General features: G+C 66.9%; 24 protein-coding genes. 22 read left to right on the forward strand and 2 right to left on the reverse strand.

What is annotated here, in order from left to right:
- Positions 1 to 64 precede the first annotated feature (64 nt).
- The 16 genes from rpsH (at position 65) to rplQ (ending at position 9,746) form a co-directional block, all read left to right on the forward strand.
- Complete coding sequence (rpsH, locus tag LVJ59_RS14195) at positions 65 to 463, forward strand: 30S ribosomal protein S8 (protein ID WP_047524103.1); 399 nt, start codon at positions 65 to 67, stop codon at positions 461 to 463.
- Positions 464 to 469: 6 nt separating this feature from the next.
- On the forward strand, positions 470 to 1,006 hold the full coding sequence (rplF, locus tag LVJ59_RS14200) for a 50S ribosomal protein L6 (RefSeq protein WP_047524102.1): 537 nt from the start codon (positions 470 to 472) through the stop codon (positions 1,004 to 1,006).
- A gap of 2 nt (positions 1,007 to 1,008) precedes the next feature.
- On the forward strand, positions 1,009 to 1,368 hold the full coding sequence (gene rplR, locus LVJ59_RS14205) for a 50S ribosomal protein L18 (protein WP_017201578.1): 360 nt from the start codon (positions 1,009 to 1,011) through the stop codon (positions 1,366 to 1,368).
- A gap of 20 nt (positions 1,369 to 1,388) precedes the next feature.
- Complete coding sequence (gene rpsE, locus LVJ59_RS14210; protein ID WP_269406194.1) at positions 1,389 to 2,066, forward strand: 30S ribosomal protein S5; 678 nt, start codon at positions 1,389 to 1,391, stop codon at positions 2,064 to 2,066.
- Positions 2,066 to 2,251, forward strand: a complete 186-nt coding sequence (rpmD, locus tag LVJ59_RS14215; protein ID WP_017201575.1) for a 50S ribosomal protein L30 — start codon at positions 2,066 to 2,068, stop codon at positions 2,249 to 2,251. The genes rpsE and rpmD overlap by 1 nt, the downstream gene beginning before the upstream one ends.
- A complete protein-coding gene (rplO, locus tag LVJ59_RS14220; RefSeq protein ID WP_052193795.1) occupies positions 2,251 to 2,886 on the forward strand; it encodes a 50S ribosomal protein L15 in 636 nt (211 codons plus the stop codon). Before rpmD ends, rplO begins: the two co-directional genes overlap by 1 nt.
- Before the next feature lie 183 nt (positions 2,887 to 3,069).
- Positions 3,070 to 4,392 carry a preprotein translocase subunit SecY gene (secY, locus tag LVJ59_RS14225; protein ID WP_047524101.1) on the forward strand — a complete coding sequence of 441 codons (1,323 nt, stop codon included), beginning with the start codon at positions 3,070 to 3,072 and terminating at the stop codon, positions 4,390 to 4,392.
- Entirely contained in the window at positions 4,389 to 4,994 is a 606-nt protein-coding gene (locus LVJ59_RS14230; protein WP_047524100.1) for an adenylate kinase, read from the forward strand. Before secY ends, LVJ59_RS14230 begins: the two co-directional genes overlap by 4 nt.
- A 1-nt stretch (position 4,995) precedes the next feature.
- A complete protein-coding gene (gene map / locus LVJ59_RS14235) occupies positions 4,996 to 5,847 on the forward strand; it encodes a type I methionyl aminopeptidase (RefSeq protein ID WP_232763531.1) in 852 nt (283 codons plus the stop codon).
- Positions 5,847 to 6,512, forward strand: coding sequence for a thioredoxin domain-containing protein (locus LVJ59_RS14240; RefSeq protein ID WP_232763532.1), 666 nt, complete (start codon positions 5,847 to 5,849; stop codon positions 6,510 to 6,512). The genes map and LVJ59_RS14240 overlap by 1 nt, the downstream gene beginning before the upstream one ends.
- A 164-nt stretch (positions 6,513 to 6,676) precedes the next feature.
- Positions 6,677 to 6,898 carry a translation initiation factor IF-1 gene (gene infA, locus LVJ59_RS14245; RefSeq protein WP_017201569.1) on the forward strand — a complete coding sequence of 74 codons (222 nt, stop codon included), beginning with the start codon at positions 6,677 to 6,679 and terminating at the stop codon, positions 6,896 to 6,898.
- Between the two features lie 64 nt (positions 6,899 to 6,962).
- A complete protein-coding gene (gene rpmJ / locus LVJ59_RS14250) occupies positions 6,963 to 7,079 on the forward strand; it encodes a 50S ribosomal protein L36 (protein WP_005050492.1) in 117 nt (38 codons plus the stop codon).
- 148 nt (positions 7,080 to 7,227) lie between these two features.
- Entirely contained in the window at positions 7,228 to 7,602 is a 375-nt protein-coding gene (rpsM, locus tag LVJ59_RS14255) for a 30S ribosomal protein S13 (protein WP_047524098.1), read from the forward strand.
- Between the two features lie 31 nt (positions 7,603 to 7,633).
- Positions 7,634 to 8,032, forward strand: coding sequence for a 30S ribosomal protein S11 (rpsK, locus tag LVJ59_RS14260; protein WP_017829189.1), 399 nt, complete (start codon positions 7,634 to 7,636; stop codon positions 8,030 to 8,032).
- A gap of 133 nt (positions 8,033 to 8,165) precedes the next feature.
- Positions 8,166 to 9,155, forward strand: a complete 990-nt coding sequence (locus LVJ59_RS14265; protein WP_047524097.1) for a DNA-directed RNA polymerase subunit alpha — start codon at positions 8,166 to 8,168, stop codon at positions 9,153 to 9,155.
- A gap of 33 nt (positions 9,156 to 9,188) precedes the next feature.
- A complete protein-coding gene (rplQ, locus tag LVJ59_RS14270) occupies positions 9,189 to 9,746 on the forward strand; it encodes a 50S ribosomal protein L17 (protein WP_232763533.1) in 558 nt (185 codons plus the stop codon).
- A 66-nt stretch (positions 9,747 to 9,812) separates the two neighbouring features.
- Here the strand turns inward: rplQ and LVJ59_RS14275 are convergent, their stop codons facing one another.
- Both LVJ59_RS14275 and LVJ59_RS14280 read right to left on the reverse strand, forming a co-directional pair.
- Positions 9,813 to 11,387 carry an AMP-binding protein gene (locus LVJ59_RS14275; protein ID WP_232763534.1) on the reverse strand — a complete coding sequence of 525 codons (1,575 nt, stop codon included), beginning with the start codon at positions 11,385 to 11,387 and terminating at the stop codon, positions 9,813 to 9,815.
- Between the two features lie 88 nt (positions 11,388 to 11,475).
- Positions 11,476 to 12,696, reverse strand: coding sequence for a PAS domain-containing protein (locus LVJ59_RS14280; RefSeq protein WP_232763535.1), 1,221 nt, complete (start codon positions 12,694 to 12,696; stop codon positions 11,476 to 11,478).
- A gap of 163 nt (positions 12,697 to 12,859) precedes the next feature.
- Here LVJ59_RS14280 and LVJ59_RS14285 point away from each other — a divergent pair, with 163 nt between their 5' ends.
- From LVJ59_RS14285 to LVJ59_RS14310, 6 genes are read left to right on the forward strand one after another with little or no spacing between them, the layout of a single operon-like run.
- A complete protein-coding gene (locus LVJ59_RS14285; protein ID WP_232763536.1) occupies positions 12,860 to 13,879 on the forward strand; it encodes a tripartite tricarboxylate transporter substrate binding protein in 1,020 nt (339 codons plus the stop codon).
- 1 nt (position 13,880) lies between these two features.
- Positions 13,881 to 14,372: a tripartite tricarboxylate transporter TctB family protein gene (locus LVJ59_RS14290; RefSeq protein ID WP_232763537.1), complete on the forward strand. Its 492-nt coding sequence runs from the start codon at positions 13,881 to 13,883 to the stop codon at positions 14,370 to 14,372.
- Positions 14,372 to 15,919: a tripartite tricarboxylate transporter permease gene (locus LVJ59_RS14295; RefSeq protein WP_232763538.1), complete on the forward strand. Its 1,548-nt coding sequence runs from the start codon at positions 14,372 to 14,374 to the stop codon at positions 15,917 to 15,919. The genes LVJ59_RS14290 and LVJ59_RS14295 overlap by 1 nt, the downstream gene beginning before the upstream one ends.
- A gap of 37 nt (positions 15,920 to 15,956) precedes the next feature.
- Positions 15,957 to 16,754 (forward strand): sulfite exporter TauE/SafE family protein, encoded by a 798-nt coding sequence (locus LVJ59_RS14300; protein WP_047524847.1) that lies wholly within the window; start codon positions 15,957 to 15,959, stop codon positions 16,752 to 16,754.
- Positions 16,755 to 16,783: 29 nt separating this feature from the next.
- Positions 16,784 to 17,251: a MaoC family dehydratase N-terminal domain-containing protein gene (locus LVJ59_RS14305; protein WP_047524846.1), complete on the forward strand. Its 468-nt coding sequence runs from the start codon at positions 16,784 to 16,786 to the stop codon at positions 17,249 to 17,251.
- Positions 17,251 to 17,649, forward strand: coding sequence for a MaoC/PaaZ C-terminal domain-containing protein (locus tag LVJ59_RS14310; protein WP_047524845.1), 399 nt, complete (start codon positions 17,251 to 17,253; stop codon positions 17,647 to 17,649). Before LVJ59_RS14305 ends, LVJ59_RS14310 begins: the two co-directional genes overlap by 1 nt.
- Positions 17,650 to 17,652: the final 3 nt, after the last annotated feature.

Raw genomic sequence — 17,652 nt, forward strand, 5'->3', positions numbered from 1 at the left:
GTGTCATCGCAGGCCGTCTGTCGTGTAACGGCAGCCGGAACCTCATGAACAAAGGAAAACAACAATGACAATGACAGACCCGGTCGCAGATCTGCTGACCCGTCTGCGCAACGCGAACTCGGCGCACCACGATTCCGTGACCCTGCCGTCGAGCAAGCTCAAGACGCACATCGCTGAGATCCTCCAGCAGGAGGGCTACATCGCCGGTTGGGAGACCTCTGACGCTCGCGTCGGGAAGAACCTCACGCTGACGCTGAAGTACGGTCCCAACCGTGAGCGCTCCATCGCCGGCATCAAGCGCGTCTCGAAGCCCGGTCTCCGCGTCTACGCGAAGTCGACCGAGCTGCCCACGGTCCTCGGCGGCCTCGGCGTGGCCATCCTGTCCACTTCCTCCGGTCTTCTCACCGACCGTCAGGCTGAGCAGAAGGGCGTGGGCGGAGAAGTTCTCGCCTACGTGTGGTAATTCGAAATGTCGCGTATTGGACGACTTCCCATCGACGTTCCTGCGGGCGTGACCGTTTCGGTCGACGGCCGTGAGGTCGCGGTGAAGGGCCCCAAGGGTGAGCTCACCCTCACGGTGGCCAGCCCCATCGAGGTCGCGGTCGAGGAGAACCAGGTTCTGGTCTCCCGTCCCGACGACGAGCGCGAGTCGCGGTCGCTTCACGGCCTGACCCGCACGCTCATCAACAACAACATCATCGGCGTGACCCAGGGATACACCAAGGGTCTCGAGGTCGTCGGCACCGGTTACCGCGTGCAGCAGAAGGGGAGCTCGGTCGAGTTCGCCCTCGGCTTCTCGCACCCGGTCCTGGTCGACCCGCCCGCCGGCATCACGCTCACGGTCGAGGGCACCACCAAGCTCACCGTCAGCGGGATCGACAAGCAGGCTGTCGGTGAGGCAGCTGCGAACATCCGCAAGATCCGCAAGCCTGAGCCGTACAAGGGCAAGGGTGTGCGCTACGCCGGCGAGAACGTGCGTCGCAAGGCCGGAAAGAGTGGTAAGTAACCATGGCTCTCAAGTCAAAGTCTGACGCCCGCGCGCGTCGTCACGCCCGCCTTCGCAAGAAGGTCGTCGGCACCGAGGCGCGTCCGCGTCTCGTCGTCAACCGTTCGGCCCGCCACGTCTTCGTGCAGCTGGTCGACGACAGCAAGGGTCACACGGTCGCGTCGGCTTCGACGCTCGAGACCGACCTGCGCTCGCTCGAGGGTGACAAGACCGCCAAGGCCCGCAAGGTCGGCGAGCTCCTCGCCGAGCGCGCGAAGGCCGCAGGCGTTTCCGAGGCAGTGTTCGACCGTGGCGGCAACCGCTACGCCGGTCGTGTCGCCGCCATCGCCGACGGCGCCCGTGAGGGGGGTCTGGCACTGTGAGTGACAACAAGGAGAACGAAGTGACCGAAGCGGCTGCTGCCACTTCCGAGACGGCTGCAGGCACCACGCAGGCAGAGCCGACTCGCGATCAGCGCGACGGCCGCCGTGGTGGCCGTGGTGACCGCAACCAGGGTGGCCGCGACCGCAACTCGCGCGACCGTGGTGACAACCAGTTCCTGGAGCGCGTCGTCACCATCAACCGTGTCTCGAAGGTCGTGAAGGGTGGTCGTCGCTTCAGCTTCACCGCTCTCGTGGTCGTCGGTGACGGCAACGGTCTGGTCGGCGTCGGCTACGGCAAGGCCCGTGAGGTCCCCCTGGCCATCTCGAAGGGTGTCGAAGAGGCCAAGCGCAACTTCTTCCGCGTTCCGCGCGTCGGCAGCACCATCCCGCACCCCGTGCAGGGTGAGGCCGCCGCTGGTGTGGTCCTGCTCCGCCCGGCCGCTGCCGGTACCGGTGTCATCGCCGGTGGTCCGGTCCGCGCCGTGCTCGAGTGCGCCGGTATCCACGACGTGCTGTCGAAGTCGCTCGGCTCGTCGAACACGATCAACATCGTGCACGCGACGGTCACCGCCCTGAAGCAGCTCGAGGAGCCTCGTGCGGTCGCCGCACGTCGTGGCCTCGAGTTCGACCAGGTCGCCCCTGCGCGTCTCGTCCGCGCCGAGGCCGAGGCCATCGCCGCACAGAAGGTAGGTGCCTGATGGCCGCGCGACTGAAGGTCACGCAGATCAAGTCCAAGGTGAGCGAGAAGCAGAACCAGCGCGACACGCTGCGCAGCCTCGGTCTCAAGCGGATCGGTGACACCACCGTCCGCCCCGACGACGCGCAGACGCGCGGTTACGTCAAGACCGTCGCCCACCTCGTCAAGGTTGAGGAGATCGACTAATGGCTGAGAAGAACGAGGCCGTCGAGGCTGAGAAGGCCCCGAAGAAGGCTGCAGCTCCCAAGGCTGCCGCCGAGAAGAAGCCTGCTGCGAAGAAGGCTCCGGCCAAGAGCGCAGCAGCCGACGCCAAGGCTGAGGCTCCCGCCAAGAAGCCGGCTGCCAAGAAGGCTGCGCCCGCGAAGGACGCCCCGGCGTCCCGCCCCGGCGTGCTGAAGGTGCACCACCTGCGTCCCGTCCCCGGATCCAACACCGCCAAGACTCGCGTCGGCCGTGGTGAGGGCTCCAAGGGTAAGACCGCTGGTCGTGGTACCAAGGGCACCAAGGCGCGTAACACCGTTCGCGTCGGCTTCGAGGGTGGGCAGATGCCGCTGCACATGCGCACCCCGAAGCTGCGCGGGTTCAAGAACCCGTTCCGCGTGGAGTACCAGGTCGTGAACCTGGAGAAGCTCGCGGAGCTGTACCCCAAGGGTGGCGACGTCACCGTGGGCGACCTGGTCGCCAAGGGTGCCGTTCGCAAGAACGAGAAGGTCAAGGTTCTCGGTAACGGCGACATCGCCGTCAAGCTCACCGTTTCGGTCGACAAGGTCTCGGGTTCCGCCGAGCAGAAGATCGTCGCGGCGGGCGGATCCGTCAAGTAACCGCAGTGCAAGAGGGGCCGGAGATTCTCCGGCCCCTCTTGTGGTTTCACACTCCGAGACCTCGCTCTGGGGCCGCATCCGGCGGGCCTGGTATCGGTGGCGAATTCCGGGAAGCCCGGTTTGCGTTACCCTGGTCTTTCAGCCGTCCTTCGGGAATCGGCAACCTTTTCAGGAGGAACGTCCTTGTTTAGCGCCATCGCGCGGATCTTCCGCACCCCCGACCTGCGTCGGAAGATCGGTTTCACCCTCGCCATCATCGCGATCTACCGGCTCGGCTCCAACGTCCCGGCACCGTTCGTGAACTTCCCGAACGTCGAAGAGTGTCTCGCCGCCAACGCGGGCACCGATGGTCTGCTCGGACTGGTCAACCTCTTCTCCGGTGGCGCGCTGCTGCAGCTGTCGATCTTCGCGCTCGGTGTCATGCCGTACATCACCGCGACGATCATCACGCAGCTCCTGCGCGTGGTCATCCCGCACTTCGAGGCGCTGCACAAGGAAGGCCAGGCCGGTCAGGCCCGCCTGACCCAGTACACGCGCTACCTCACGATCGCTCTCGCGCTGCTCCAGTCGACGACTCTCGTCACGGTCGCGCGCAGCGGTCAGCTCTTCGGGACGACAGATCTCGCCGCCTGCCAGCAGCTCCTGACCAACGACGTGTGGTGGGCGCAGCTGCTCATCATCATGGCGATGACGGCCGGTACCGGTCTGATCATGTGGTTCGCCGAGCTCGTCACCGAGCGCGGCATCGGCAACGGCATGTCCCTGCTCATCTTCACCTCGATCGCCGCGACGTTCCCCGGCGCCATGGGGCTCATCTGGCAGACCAAGGGCTTCGAGGTCTTCCTCCTGGTGCTGCTCGTCGGAATCGTCGTGATGGGGCTCGTCGTCTTCGTCGAGCAATCCCAGCGAAGGATCCCCGTCCAGTACGCCAAGCGCATGGTCGGTCGCCGCACCTACGGCGGGACGAACACCTACATCCCGATCAAGGTCAACATGGCGGGTGTGATCCCCGTGATCTTCGCGTCGTCGCTGCTGTACATCCCTGCGCTCATCGCTCAGTTCAACACCCCACAGGACGGCTCGACGCCGCCCGCCTGGGTCTCGTGGATCAGCGCGAACTTCACGACGGGCAACAGCCCGGTCTACATGGCCGCGTACTTCCTGCTGATCATCGGCTTCACCTACTTCTACGTGGCGATCACGTTCAACCCGGTCGAGGTCGCGGACAACATGAAGAAGTACGGCGGCTTCATCCCGGGCATCCGTGCAGGGCGTCCCACGGCCGAGTACCTCGACTACGTGCTCACCCGCATCACGCTTCCCGGCTCGCTGTACCTCGGTCTGATCGCGCTCATCCCGCTGATCGCGCTGGCCACGGTCGGCGCCAACCAGAACTTCCCGTTCGGTGGCGCGTCGATCCTGATCATCGTCGGTGTCGGTCTCGAGACGGTCAAGCAGATCGATGCGCAGCTCCAGCAGCGTCACTATGAAGGGCTTCTCCGATGACAGCATCCGCACGTCTTCTCATCGTCGGCCCGCAGGGCTCCGGAAAGGGCACGCAGGGCGTGCGCATCGCCGAGTCCTACGGCATCCCGGTCGTGTCGACCGGTGACATCTTCCGCGCGAACATCAAGGAGGGCACGCCCCTCGGCCAGCAGGTCACAGCGATCCTCGACAAGGGCGACCTCGTTCCGGACGAGCTGACGAGCGAGATCGTGCGCGACCGGCTTTCGCAGCCCGACGCCGCGCAGGGCTTCCTGCTCGACGGGTACCCGCGCAACACCGCGCAGGTCGCTCACCTGGAGTCGTTCCTCGCGGAGCGGGGGGAGGCCCTCGACGCCGTCATCCTCCTCGACGTGCCGCGCGAGGAGAGCCTGTCGCGTCTGTCCCTGCGCGCGACCGAGCAGGGACGTTCGGATGACACCCCGGAGGCCATCGGCCACCGCCTCGACATCTACGAGCGCGAGACCGCGCCGATCCTCGAGGTCTACGGCGCCAAGGGCATCGTCGACCGCATCGACGGTGTCGGCTCCCTCGACGAGATCACCGAGCGCATCGCGGATGCTCTGGCCGCGCGCGGTCTGCGTCTCGCGGCCTCCGCCTCCTGAGATGTTCCGCCGGTCGATCTACAAGACCCCGGCTCAACTGCGAGCCATGGTCGAGCCCGGGCTCATCACCGCCGCAGCACTCGACGCCGTCCGCCCGATGATCAAGGCCGGCATCACCACGCTGGAGCTCGACACCGTCGCGAACCGCGCGATCCTGTCACGCGGTGCGGAGTCCAACTTCCAACTCGTGCGCGGCTACCACCACACCACCTGCATCTCGGTGAATGAGCAGGTCGTCCACGGCATCCCGGGGGAGCGGGTGCTGCAGCCGGGGGACATCGTCTCCGTCGACTGCGGTGCGCAGTTCCAGGGATGGAACGGCGACAGTGCCATCACCGTCGTGGTGCCCGATCCGGAGCGGCCCGAACTGGTCGCACAGCGCGAGGAGCTCTCCCGCGTCACGGAGGGCTCGATGTGGGCCGGAATCGCCGCCATGGCATCCGCGTCGTCGATCGATGAGATCGGTGCGGCCATCCAGGGGTACATCGAGGCGCAGGGCCCTTCCGCGGTCTCCGGTGAGCCGTACGGCATCCTTCGCGAGTACGTCGGTCACGGCATCGGGCGCAAGATGCACGAGGCCCCCAGCGTCTTCAACTACCGCACACCCGATCGCGGGGAAGACGTCAAACCGGGACTCGTGCTCGCGATCGAGCCGATGGTCACCGCCGGCGGAGAAGCGACCTTCATCGAAGAGGATGACTGGACCGTCACGACCGTCGACGGAACCGACGGCTCCCATTGGGAACATAGCGTCGCCCTGCATGATGGAGGTATCTGGGTGCTGACGGCGCCCGATGGTGGAAGAGCCGGACTCGCCCCGTTCGGGGTCGAGCCTCGAGAGATCGGAAAGTAATGGCAGCGGCGAAGAGCAACACCAACTGGTTCGCGATCGGCGTCTCCATCGCCGTGGTCGTGGTGCTGGTGGCGATCGGTGGACTCGTGGTGTTCCTCAACAACCAGGCGACCTCGCCCGGCGCCGCACCCAGTGCCAATGACACGTTCGACCCGGAGACGGGGGCGATCTCCTTCGGGGACGGTGAAGACACCGTCGCGGTGTTCCTGGACTTCCAGTGCCCCATCTGCAAGAGCTTCGAGGAACAGTACGGAGAGCAGCTGGAGGCGGCTGCCGCAGACGGGCGCATCACGCTCGAGTACCACCCGATCGCGATCCTCGACCGTTTCTCGCAGGGCACGGACTTCTCGTCGCGCTCCGCCGGTGCGGCCTTCTGCGTCGCGGAGTCGAACCCTGACCTGTACCTCGATTTCGCGAAGACGCTGTTCGAGAACCAGCCGGCGGAGAACTCCTCCGGTCTCACGAACGACCAGATCGCCGGTTTCGCGACACAGGTCGGTGCGGATGACGCGGTTTCCTGCATCACCGACGAGACGTACCGCAAGTTCGGTGCGGCGCAGGCGAAGGCCCACGAGATCGCCGGGACGCCGACCATCGAGGTCAACGGCGAGCGTCTCGACCTCCAGGCCGGGGACATCTCCAAGATGGAGCAGCTGATCGGCTGACCGGTCGGCTTCGCGCCCCGGACGCCCGAGTTGCCGGATGGTAATCGAGCGTCTAACATAGATCTTTGGTGCTTTGTGCCTTGATTCGGCGTGTCCGTCGGTGCAGCACCACAACCCATTCACCCACCGCAGATCGACCGATCTGCAGAAGCGTCAGCGAGGCTATGGCTAAGAAAGACGGTGTCATCGAGATCGAGGGCGTGATCTCCGAGGCTCTGCCCAACGCGATGTTCCGCGTTGAGCTCAGCAACGGACACAAGGTCCTTGCAACGATCTCCGGCAAGATGCGGCAGAACTACATCCGTATCATTCCCGAGGACCGTGTGGTCGTGGAGCTCAGCCCCTACGACCTGACCCGCGGCCGTATCGTCTACCGCTACCGCTGATCGGTCGAGAAGTAACGGCCTGCCCCTGTCCGGGGCGGTACGAAGACAGCGAACAGGAAACATCATGAAGGTCAACCCCAGCGTCAAGCCCATCTGCGATCACTGCAAGGTGATCCGCCGTCACGGCCGCGTCATGGTGATCTGCAAGAGCAACCCGCGTCACAAGCAGCGCCAGGGCTGAGTCCCTCGCTGTGCGGCATCGCTCACGCACATCTCACAACTGAACACACACGACGGCAGGATCAGAACCCGCGGAAGCGGGGGACACCTCGGGCGGAGGCCCGGGCACCGATCCTGTCCCACACCTCCACAACACCCAGGAGAACCGCATGGCACGTCTTGCCGGCGTTGACATCCCGCGCGACAAGCGCGTGGTGATCGCCCTTACCTACATCTACGGCGTCGGCCGTACCCGCTCGGTCGAGATCCTCAAGGCGACGGAGATCGACGAGAGCATCCGCGTGAAGGACCTCAGCGACGACCAGCTGATCGCCCTCCGCGACTACATCGAAGGCAACTACAAGGTGGAGGGTGACCTGCGCCGCGAGGTCGCCGCAGACATCCGCCGCAAGGTCGAGATCGGCTCCTACGAGGGCATCCGCCACCGTCGTGGTCTCCCGGTCCGTGGTCAGCGCACCAAGACCAACGCCCGTACCCGCAAGGGCCCGAAGCGCACCGTCGCAGGCAAGAAGAAGGCCCGCTAAGCGCGGCCCCAGGGACTAGGAGAACATTTTCATGGCTGCACCCAAGGCCGCCGCGCGCAAGCCGCGCCGCAAGGAAAAGAAGAACATCGCGCTGGGCCAGGCCCACATCAAGTCGACGTTCAACAACACCATCGTTTCGATCACCGACCCGTCCGGCGCCGTCATCGCCTGGGCATCGTCGGGTGGCGTGGGCTTCAAGGGCTCCCGCAAGTCGACCCCGTACGCCGCCGGCATGGCAGCCGAGTCCGCAGCCCGTCAGGCCGCGGAGCACGGTGTCAAGAAGGTCGACGTCCTCGTGAAGGGTCCGGGCTCCGGCCGCGAGACGGCGATCCGCTCGCTGCAGGCCGCCGGCCTCGAGGTGGGTTCGATCCAGGACGTCACTCCGCAGGCGCACAACGGTTGCCGCCCGCCGAAGCGTCGCCGCGTCTGATACGCGCTTCGAGCCGCTCGGCCCTCCATGGTCCGAGCGGCTCGACGCCCGCGTACGGGCATCGACTTCCACAACTCAAGACCTCACCCCACCACATGTCATATAGCGGGCATGTGATCGAAAGGAACACAGAGTGCTTATTGCACAGCGTCCCACACTGACCGAGGAAAAGATCGTCGAGAACCGTAGCCGGTTCATCATCGAGCCTCTGGAGCCCGGCTTCGGTTACACGATCGGCAACGCGCTGCGCCGCAGCCTGCTGTCGTCGATCCCCGGTGCTGCTGTCACCAGCGTTCGCATCGACGGCGTGCTGCACGAGTTCAGCACCATCCCCGGCGTGAAGGAGGATGTCACCGAGATCATCCTCAACATCAAGCAGCTCGTCGTCTCCTCGGAGCGCGATGAGCCCATCACCGCGTACCTGCGCAAGACCGGAGCGGGCGAAGTCACCGCCGCCGACATCTCGGCTCCGGCCGGTGTCGAGGTGCACAACCCCGAGCTGGTCATCGCGACGCTCAACGACACCGCGAAGTTCGAGCTCGAGCTCACGATCGAGCGTGGCCGTGGCTACGTCTCCGCGACACAGAACCGCAACGAGTACGCCGAGGCCGGTCAGATCCCGATCGACTCGATCTACTCGCCGGTCCTCAAGGTCAGCTACCGCGTCGACGCGACCCGTGCCGGGGAGCGCACCGACTTCGACAAGCTCGTCCTGGACGTCGAGACCAAGTCGGCGATCAGCCCCCGCGACGCTGTCGCTTCGGCTGCCAAGACGCTCACCGAGCTGTTCGGTCTCGCCCGCGAGCTGAACGTCGAGGCCGAGGGCATCGAGATCGGCCCGGCGCCGGTGGAGGCTGTGAACTCCAGCGAGCTGTCGATGCCGATCGAGGACCTCGACCTGTCGGTCCGCTCGTACAACTGCCTGAAGCGTGAGGGCATCAACACCGTTTCTGAGCTCGTCGCCCTGTCGGAGACGCAGCTCATGAACATCCGCAATTTCGGCCAGAAGTCGGTCGACGAGGTGCGCGACAAGCTCATCTCGCTCGGTCTGTCGCTCAAGGATTCGGTGCCCGGTTTCGACGGCTCCCACTTCTACGGCGGCAGCGAAGACGAGTCCTTCTGATACCCGACCTTTCTGACCAGGAGTTAGACGATTATGCCCAAGCCCACTAAGGGTCCCCGCCTCGGAGGCGGCCCCGCACACGAGCGCCTCATGCTTGCCAACCTCGCGGCGGCGCTCTACACCCACAAGTCGATCAAGACGACCGAGACCAAGGCGAAGCGCCTTCGTCCCCTCGCTGAGCGTCTGATCACCTTCGCCAAGCGTGGCGACCTGCACGCGCGTCGTCGCGTGCTGTCGGTCATCGGTGACAAGGAAGTCGTGCACATCCTTTTCTCCGAGATCGCGCCGCTCGTCGCCGAGCGCGAGGGTGGCTACACCCGCATCACGAAGGTCGGCAACCGTAAGGGCGACAACGCTCCGATGGCCGTGATCGAGCTCGTCCTCGAGCCCGTCACCCCGAAGGCGAAGTCGACCAAGAAGGCCGCAGCGCCGAAGACCGAAAAGGTCGAGGAGCCGGCTGAGGTCGTCGAGGAGACTCCCACTGAGGAGGCTCCCGCCGAGGACGCCGCCGACGCCGGTGCCGAGTCGCAGGCCGAGGGCGAAGCCGCCGAGGCTGCCGCCGAGGACGCTGTCGAGAAGAAGTCCGAGTAAGCACTTCGCTCACGAAGAAGCCCGCCGCCCCATTCGGGGTGGCGGGCTTCTTCGTTTCCGGGCCGGTCAGCGTGCACGCAGATCCTTGCGGAGGATCTTTCCGGAGCTCGATTTCGGGATCACCTCGATGAACTCGACCTGTCGCACCTTCTCATGCGGCGCGACGTGGGCGGCGACATGCGCCATAACGGCCTCCGCATCGAGGTCGGCGTCCGGCTGTCGAACCACGAAGGCCTTCGGGACCTCCTGACCGTCGGCGTCGAGCGCGCCGATGACAGCAGCATCGGCGATGGCGGGATGCTCGAGCAGCACCGCCTCGAGGACGGCCGGTGCGACCTGGTAGCCCTTGTACTTGATGAGTTCCTTGAGCCGGTCGACGATGCGGTAGATGCCGTCCTGGGTGACGGTCGCGACGTCTCCGGTGTGCAGCCAGCCCTCGGCGTCGAGCATCTCGGCCGTGGCGTCGGGGCGGTTGAGGTAGCCGACCATCACTTGCGGTCCGCGCACCCACAGCTCACCCGGCTCGCTGGCACCCTCGGCCGGTATGGCCACGTCCTCGCCGGAGTCCGGGTCGACCAGGCGTGCTTCGGTGTTGGGCACGAGCGGGCCGATGGCGGAACGATCGATGTCGTCACGGGTCTCGGAGATGAGGTTCACCGCCGGACTCGTCTCGGTCATGCCGTAGCCCTGCGTGACAGTGCAGCCGAGACGGTTCGCCACCGCCGAGGCCAGGGCCCCGTCGAGCGGGGCGGCTCCGGAGAAGATCACCTTCACGGCGGAGAGGTCGTACTGGTCGACGATCGGATGCTTCGCCAGCGCGACCGCGATCGGGGGAGCGACGAACACCCAGGTCGTCCGGTGTTCCGCGATGATGCGGAGGAACTCCGGCAGGTCGAACCTGGGCATCGTGACGAGGCCCGCGCGCTGCCGTAGCGCGAAGTTGAGCAACACCGTCATTCCGTAGATGTGGAAGAAGGGGAGCACGGCCAGCACGCGATCGCTCGCCTCGACGCCCAGGACCGGACGGCACTGCGACACGTTGGCGACGAGGTTCCGGTGGGTGAGCATGACACCCTTCGGGCGACCGGTCGTGCCGGAGGAGTACGGCAGCACGGCCAGGTGCGTCGCCGGGTCGAACGACACGTCCGGCGCCGGGTGGCCTTCGCCCAGCAGCGCCGGAAGCGACGGGTGCCCCTCGGCGCCGTCGAGCACGATGAGGTGGTCGGCCGCGAAACCGAGCTTCTCCGCGGCAGCCGAGGCGCCGGGCAGCAGCGGAGACACCGTCACGAGCCATGTCGCCCCGGCGTCGGTGAGCTGATTCGCGATCTCCTCTGCGGTGTAGAGGGAGTTGATCGTCGTCGCGGTTGCTCCGGCGCGGAGGATGCCGTGGAACACCGTGGCGAACGCGGGGACGTTGGGGCAGAGGACTCCGATCGTGGTCCCGACACCGACTCCGCGAGCGGCGAGGGCACCGGCGAAGAGGTCGATCTGGCCTACGAGCTGTCGGTAGGTGGTGGTCGCCCCGCTCACTCCGTCGACGAGAGCGATCGTGTCGAGCTCCTCCTCGCCGAGACCTCCGAAGAGGAATTCGTGGATGGAGACCTCGGGGATCTCCACATCGGGGTAGGTGCTGCGAACCATGAGATCTCCTTCGATCCTGGGTGTGCTGACGGCGTCGTCGAGTGCGATCCAGTGTCGCATACAACGGCACTGCGTCCCAGGGGAAGATTCAGATCGTCCCGTTCACGCGGTAGCGCGTGCCGGGGCGACCCTTGGTCGCGTAGTCGAGTGCGCGGACCGCGCGTCCGGAGCTCGCGAGATGCTCGAGGTAGCGTCGTGCGCTCACCCGCGAGATGTCGAGATCCGCGCCGATCTCGGTGGCGGATGCGTCGGGACGCGCAGCGAGGGCGGCGGACACCCGGTCGAGCGTCTCGGCGCTGAGCCCCTTGGGGATGCCGAAGCGCTGACGGAAGGCGATGATCGCATCGGCCGCCTCGACTCTGCGCACGACATCGTGGAGCTCGGTGTGGTCGCGCAGCAGCAGCGTCGCCCCGATCCCGCCGTCCTCGCCCTCGCTACCGGTGCTGCGGGCGACCAGCACGTGGGAGCCGACGATCACCGGCCGTCCGGCGGACTCGCCCTCGCGCAGCACCGTGGTCAGCTCTTCGCCGAGCACGTCGGCAGCGGGGGAGCCGTCGAGTTCGGCGGCATCGCGGTCGAGGAACCGCGCCGCTGCGTCGTTGACGAGCGTGATCCGGCCCTCGTCGTCGACGGTGATCACGCCCTCGCTGAGGCCGTGCAGCGTCGTCTCCTGGTTCTTCACGAGTGCGGCGATCTGGTGGGGCTCGAGACGGTAGATGCGCCGTCGGATGACCGAGGTGACCCACGCGGATCCGAAGACCCCGAGAACCGCCGCGGCGAGCATGGCGGAGATCAGCCAGGCGAGGTTGGACGTGAACTCCTCATTCAGCTCGGATTCGAGGATGCCGACGGACGCCGTGCCGATCACCTCGTCATGGTCGTCGCGGATGGGCACCTTGACTCGCCAGGACGTGCCTAGCGTGCCGGTCTGCGTGCCGACGTACACCTCGCCGGAGAGGGGGATGGAGGGGTCGGTGGAGACGGTCTCTCCGATGCGGTCCGGATTCGGGTGGGAGTAGCGGATGCCCTCCTCGTTGGCGACGACCACGTAGGCGAGATCGGACGCCTCGCGGATGACCTCGGCGATGGGCTGGATCGCTGTCGACGGCTCAACGTCGTCGAACGCGGCGAGGACGGCGGGGAGGGCTGCGATCGACTGGGCGACGGCCTGCATCCGGTCCTTGTAGGCCTCGCGGAGCGCTTGCTCCTGGAACGCCCCGGCGACGATGCCGGTCGCGAGGGTCACCAGGAACACGATCAGCGCCTGCAGCACGAGCAGCTGCATGCGGAGCGTCATCTTTGAGGCCACCTGACCATTGTCGCCCCAGACGGCGGGCCGTGCGCGCGAGGGACGGCACGGTCCTCGACCAATAGTTTCGAAACTCCGACCAATGGTTTCCGAAGCTTGAGCGAGGGCTCTCCGGCTCGCAGGGTGGACGCACAGCACCACGAACGCTCAAGGAGGAGCGCACATGAAGCACGCACGCATCGGAGTCCTGGCCGCCATGGCGGTGGCCGCACTCACCCTCACGTCCTGCGCCGGAGGCAGCGCACCGACGGACGACGGCGGTGGTGGGGACGCCGAGGCCGCCGCGGTCACCGACGTCTCGATCGTGGTCCCGGCCGATCCGGGTGGCGGATGGGACCAGACCGGTCGTGCGCTGTCCCAGGTGCTCACGGAGGACGACATCGTCAGCTCTGCGCCCGTCACGAACGTCGGTGGAGCCGGCGGCACCGTGGGCCTGGCGCAGCTGGCCAACGAGAAGAACCCGAACACGCTCATGGTGATGGGCCTCGTGATGGTCGGAGCTGTCGAGACGAACGCCTCGGCCGTGCGCATCGAGGACACGACACCGATCGCCCGGCTCACGGATGAGCCCCTCGTCGTGGTGGTCCCCGCCGACTCGAAGTACGACACGCTCGAGGACCTGGTGGAGGACATCGTCGACAACGGGCAGTCGGTCACGATCACCGGCGGGTCGGCGGGCGGCGCCGACCACATCCTCGCCGGGCTCATGCTCGAAGAAGCGGGCCTCGACGACGCGGAGATCGCCGAGAAGCTCAACTACACCCCCAACTCCGGTGGTGGTGAGGCGGTGCCGCTGCTGATCGGGGGCAAGGTGTCCGCGGGCATCTCGGGCGTGGGCGAGTTCGCCCAGCATGTCGAGAGCGGTGCGCTCAAGGCGCTCGCCGTATCCAGCGAGGAGCCGGTCGAACAGCTCCCCGACGTCCCGACCATCACCGAAGAGGGGTACGACGTCGTCCTCACCAACTGGCGTGGTGTGATCGCCCCCGGAGGCATCTCCGACGGCGCCAAGGACGAGCTCGTGCGCGTCATCACCGAGCTGCACGAATCGGCGGCGTGGACCGAACAGCTGGAGACGAAGGGCTGGACCGACGCCTTCCTGGTCGGAGACGAGTTCGACGAGTTCCTCACGGGCAACATCGAGGAGGTCACGGCGACGCTGAAGAACATCGGGCTGGTGCAGTGACATGAGGGTCCCCCTCGGCGAACTCGTGTTCGCCGGCATCATGGTCGCGCTCGGCGTCTTCGCCGTCGTCGGCATCTTCCTGATCCATGTCCCCGTCGGCATGAAGGCCGGCCCCACCGTGTTCCCGATCTTCGTGTCGGTCATCCTGCTCGCCTCTGCAGTCGCCGTGCTGATCGGCGTGCTGCGCGGTGAGCGCGGCGGTGCCGAGGAGGCGGAGGACGTCGACACCACACTGCCGACCGACTGGGTGACGCTCGCCAAGCTGGTGGGTCTGGTGGTCGCGCACCTCCTGCTGATCGAGCCGCTCGGCTGGGCGCCGGCCGCCGCCCTCCTGTTCGGCGGCGTCGCCTGGTCCCTCGCCGCGAAGCGCTGGTGGATGGCCTTCCTGATCGGGATCGTGGTCGCGGTCGTGATTCAGATCGCCTTCGGCGGCCTGCTCGGTCTCTCGCTCCCGTGGGGTCCTGCCCTCGGCTGGCTCGGAAGGATGTTCTGATGGACAGCTGGACGCTGCTCCTCGAAGGCTTCGCGACGGCGCTGCAACCCGAATACCTCGCCTTCGCGTTCCTCGGCGTCTTCGTCGGTACCGCGGTCGGCGTGCTGCCGGGGATCGGTCCCGCCATGACGGTCGCCCTGCTGCTTCCCCTGACGTACACGCTGGACCCCGCGGCGGCGTTGATCACCTTCGCGGGCATCTACTACGGCGGCATGTACGGCGGCTCGACGACGAGCATCCTGCTCAACACCCCGGGGGAGTCGGCGTCGATCGTCACCGCGATCGAAGGCAACAGGATGGCCAGGATGGGCCGGGGCGCAGCCGCACTCGCCACCGCGGCCATCGGCTCGTTCATCGCCGGGACGCTCGCCACGTTGGGGTTGACCCTGCTGGCGCCCCTGCTCGCACAGTTCGCGGTGAACCTCGGACCGGCCGACTACGTCGCCCTCATCGTCATCGCGTTCATCACGGTGGGTGCGCTGATCGGCAGCTCGATCTCCCGGGGGATGCTCTCGCTCGGCGTCGGGCTGTTCCTCGGACTCGTCGGCACCGACTGGCTCTCGGGGCAGCAGCGCTACACGCTGGGGATCCCGGCGCTGTCCGACGGCGTCGACATCGTGCTGGTCGCGGTCGGACTGTTCGCCGTGGGGGAGACGTTCTACATCGCCGCACGGCTACGTCACGGCGGCGTCGACGTCATCCCGGTCACCCGGGGCTGGCGCTCGTGGATGACGAAGGCGGACTGGCGCCGGTCGTGGAAGCCGTGGTTGCGGGGAACGGCGATTGGCTTCCCGATCGGCACGATCCCCGCCGGCGGCGCGGACGTCGCGACGTTCCTCTCGTACGCGACCGAACGCAAGCTGTCGAAGCACCGCGAGGAGTTCGGACGAGGTGCCATCGAGGGCGTCGCCGGGCCGGAGTCCGCGAACAACGCGGCTGCCGCCGGTGTGCTCGTGCCTCTGCTCACACTCGGGCTGCCGACGACTGCGACCGCGGCGATCATCCTCACGGCGTTCCAGTCGTACGGCATCCAACCGGGACCCCTGCTGTTCGAGAACCAGTCGAACCTGGTGTGGGCGCTGATCGCGAGCCTCTACATCGGCAACGTCATCCTGATCGTGCTCAACCTGCCGCTCGTGGGCATGTGGGTGAAGCTGCTGCAGATCCCGCGGCCGTACCTGTACGCGGGGATCCTGCTGTTCGCCGTCTTCGGGGCGTACGCGCTGCACAGCTCCCCGACCGACATCCTGATCCTGCTCATCGTCGGCATCCTCGGATACTTCATGCGCAGGTACGGATACCCGGTGGCGCCGCTCGTGGTCGGGATGATCCTGGGGCCGATGGCCGAGGAGCAGCTGCGCAAGGCGTTGCAACTGAGCCAGGGAGACCTGAGCACGTTGGTGATGCAGCCGTTCGCAGCCATCGCCTACGGGGTGCTCGCTCTGCTGATCATCGGTGGGCTGTGGTTGCGTCGTCGGCAGCGTCGCTACGAGCAGGCGCTCACCGAGTCGATCGCCGTGCCGATCAAGGCGGACTCGGAGGTCTGAGTTCGGGACGGGAGGAGGCCGGGAGTAGGCTGATCCGGTGAGTGACGTACAGGCCAGGGCACGAGGGCCTCGCGCCTACATCACGTTCATCGGGATCGGCCTTCTCGCCGGTCTCCTCTCCGGCCTCTTCGGCGTCGGCGGCGGCACGGTCATCGTCCCGCTGCTGGTCCTTCTGCTCCACTTCGACCAGCGCCTCGCGGCCGGAACCTCGCTCGCGGCGATCGTCCCGACGGCCAGCGTCGGCGTCATCTCATACGCCACGACCGGATCCGTCGCCTGGATCCCCGCCATCATCCTCGCGGCCGGGGCCGTGCTCGGCGCGCAGATCGGTACGCGCCTGCTGCCGCGCATCTCGCAGACAGCCCTGCGCTGGGGCTTCGTCGGCTTCCTCCTCGTCGTGATCGTCAGTCTCTTCCTCGTCATCCCCTCGCGCGACGCCGCGTTCGAGCTCACCTGGCTGACCGGAATCGCCCTGGTCGGCGTCGGTATCGGCACCGGCATCCTCGCCGGTCTGATCGGGGTGGGTGGCGGCGTCATCGTCGTCCCCGTGCTGATGCTCGCCTTCGGCACCAGCGACCTCGTCGCGAAGGGCACCTCGCTGCTCATGATGATCCCGACGGCGATCTCGGGCACGGTGGGGAATCTGCGCAACCGCAATGTTGACCTGCTCGCCGCGCTGCTCATCGGCGTCTCCGCGTGCACCACGACCGCGCTCGGGGCGTGGTTGGCGACGATCGTCGATCCGACCCTCGGCAACATGCTGTTCGCGGCATATCTCGTGGTGATCGCCGTGCAGATGGCGATCAAGGCGGTCAGAGGACGTAAGCGCGCCTGACCGAGAGGTGGCCTCGGTAGGATCGAGGGGTGGCAGTGAACCAAGAACTGGTCGGCCGGGAGTTCCCGCCGACGGCCCCGTACCTCGTCGGCCGTGAGAAGGTGCGCGAGTTCGCGCGTGCCGTCTTCGCCGACGCTCCGCAGCACACCGACGTCAAGGCGGCCCGCGCGGCGGGCTTCTCCGACGTGGTGGCGCCGCCGACCTTCGCGATGGTCATCCAGGACCTCACGCTCCAGCAGCTGCTGGGGCAGGAGGACTCGGGCATCGTACTCGCGCGCACCATCCACGCGGAGCAGCGCTTCACGTACACGCGGCCCATCGTCGCGGGCGACGAGCTCACCGCACAGCTGCGCGTGACCGGCATCCGGATGATGGGGGGCAACGCGATGATCACCAGCGAGGCGGAGATCACCGACCCCGCGGGTGCCCACGTCGTGACCGCGACCAGCGTGCTGCTGGTCGGCGCGGACAGCACGGATGAAGGGGAGGCCGTCTGATGGGCTACACCGTCGGAGACGTGATCGCCGAGCGTACCGTGCACCTCACCCGCGAATCGCTCGTGCGCTACGCGGGAGCATCCGGAGACTTCAACCCCATCCACTACCGCGACGATGTGGCGGCGTCCGTCGGGCTCCCGGGCGTCCTCGCCCACGGCATGCTCACGATGGGCATCGCGTCCTCGGTCGTCGTCGCGGCCCTCGACCCCGCGACGCGGATCCTCGACTACGGCGTGCGCTTCACCAAGCCGGTCGTCGTCGACCCGGTCGACGGTGCGGACGTGAAGGTCGTCGCGACCGTCGGTGCGGTCGACGAGCAGGTCGCACGCATCGACCTCAAGGTCACGTTCGGCGAGACCACCGTGCTCGTCAAGGCGCAGCTGCGCGTCGCCGTCTGATGA

Source organism: Microbacterium sp. KKR3/1, from assembly GCF_021272365.1.
Taxonomy (GTDB): domain Bacteria; phylum Actinomycetota; class Actinomycetes; order Actinomycetales; family Microbacteriaceae; genus Microbacterium; species Microbacterium aurugineum.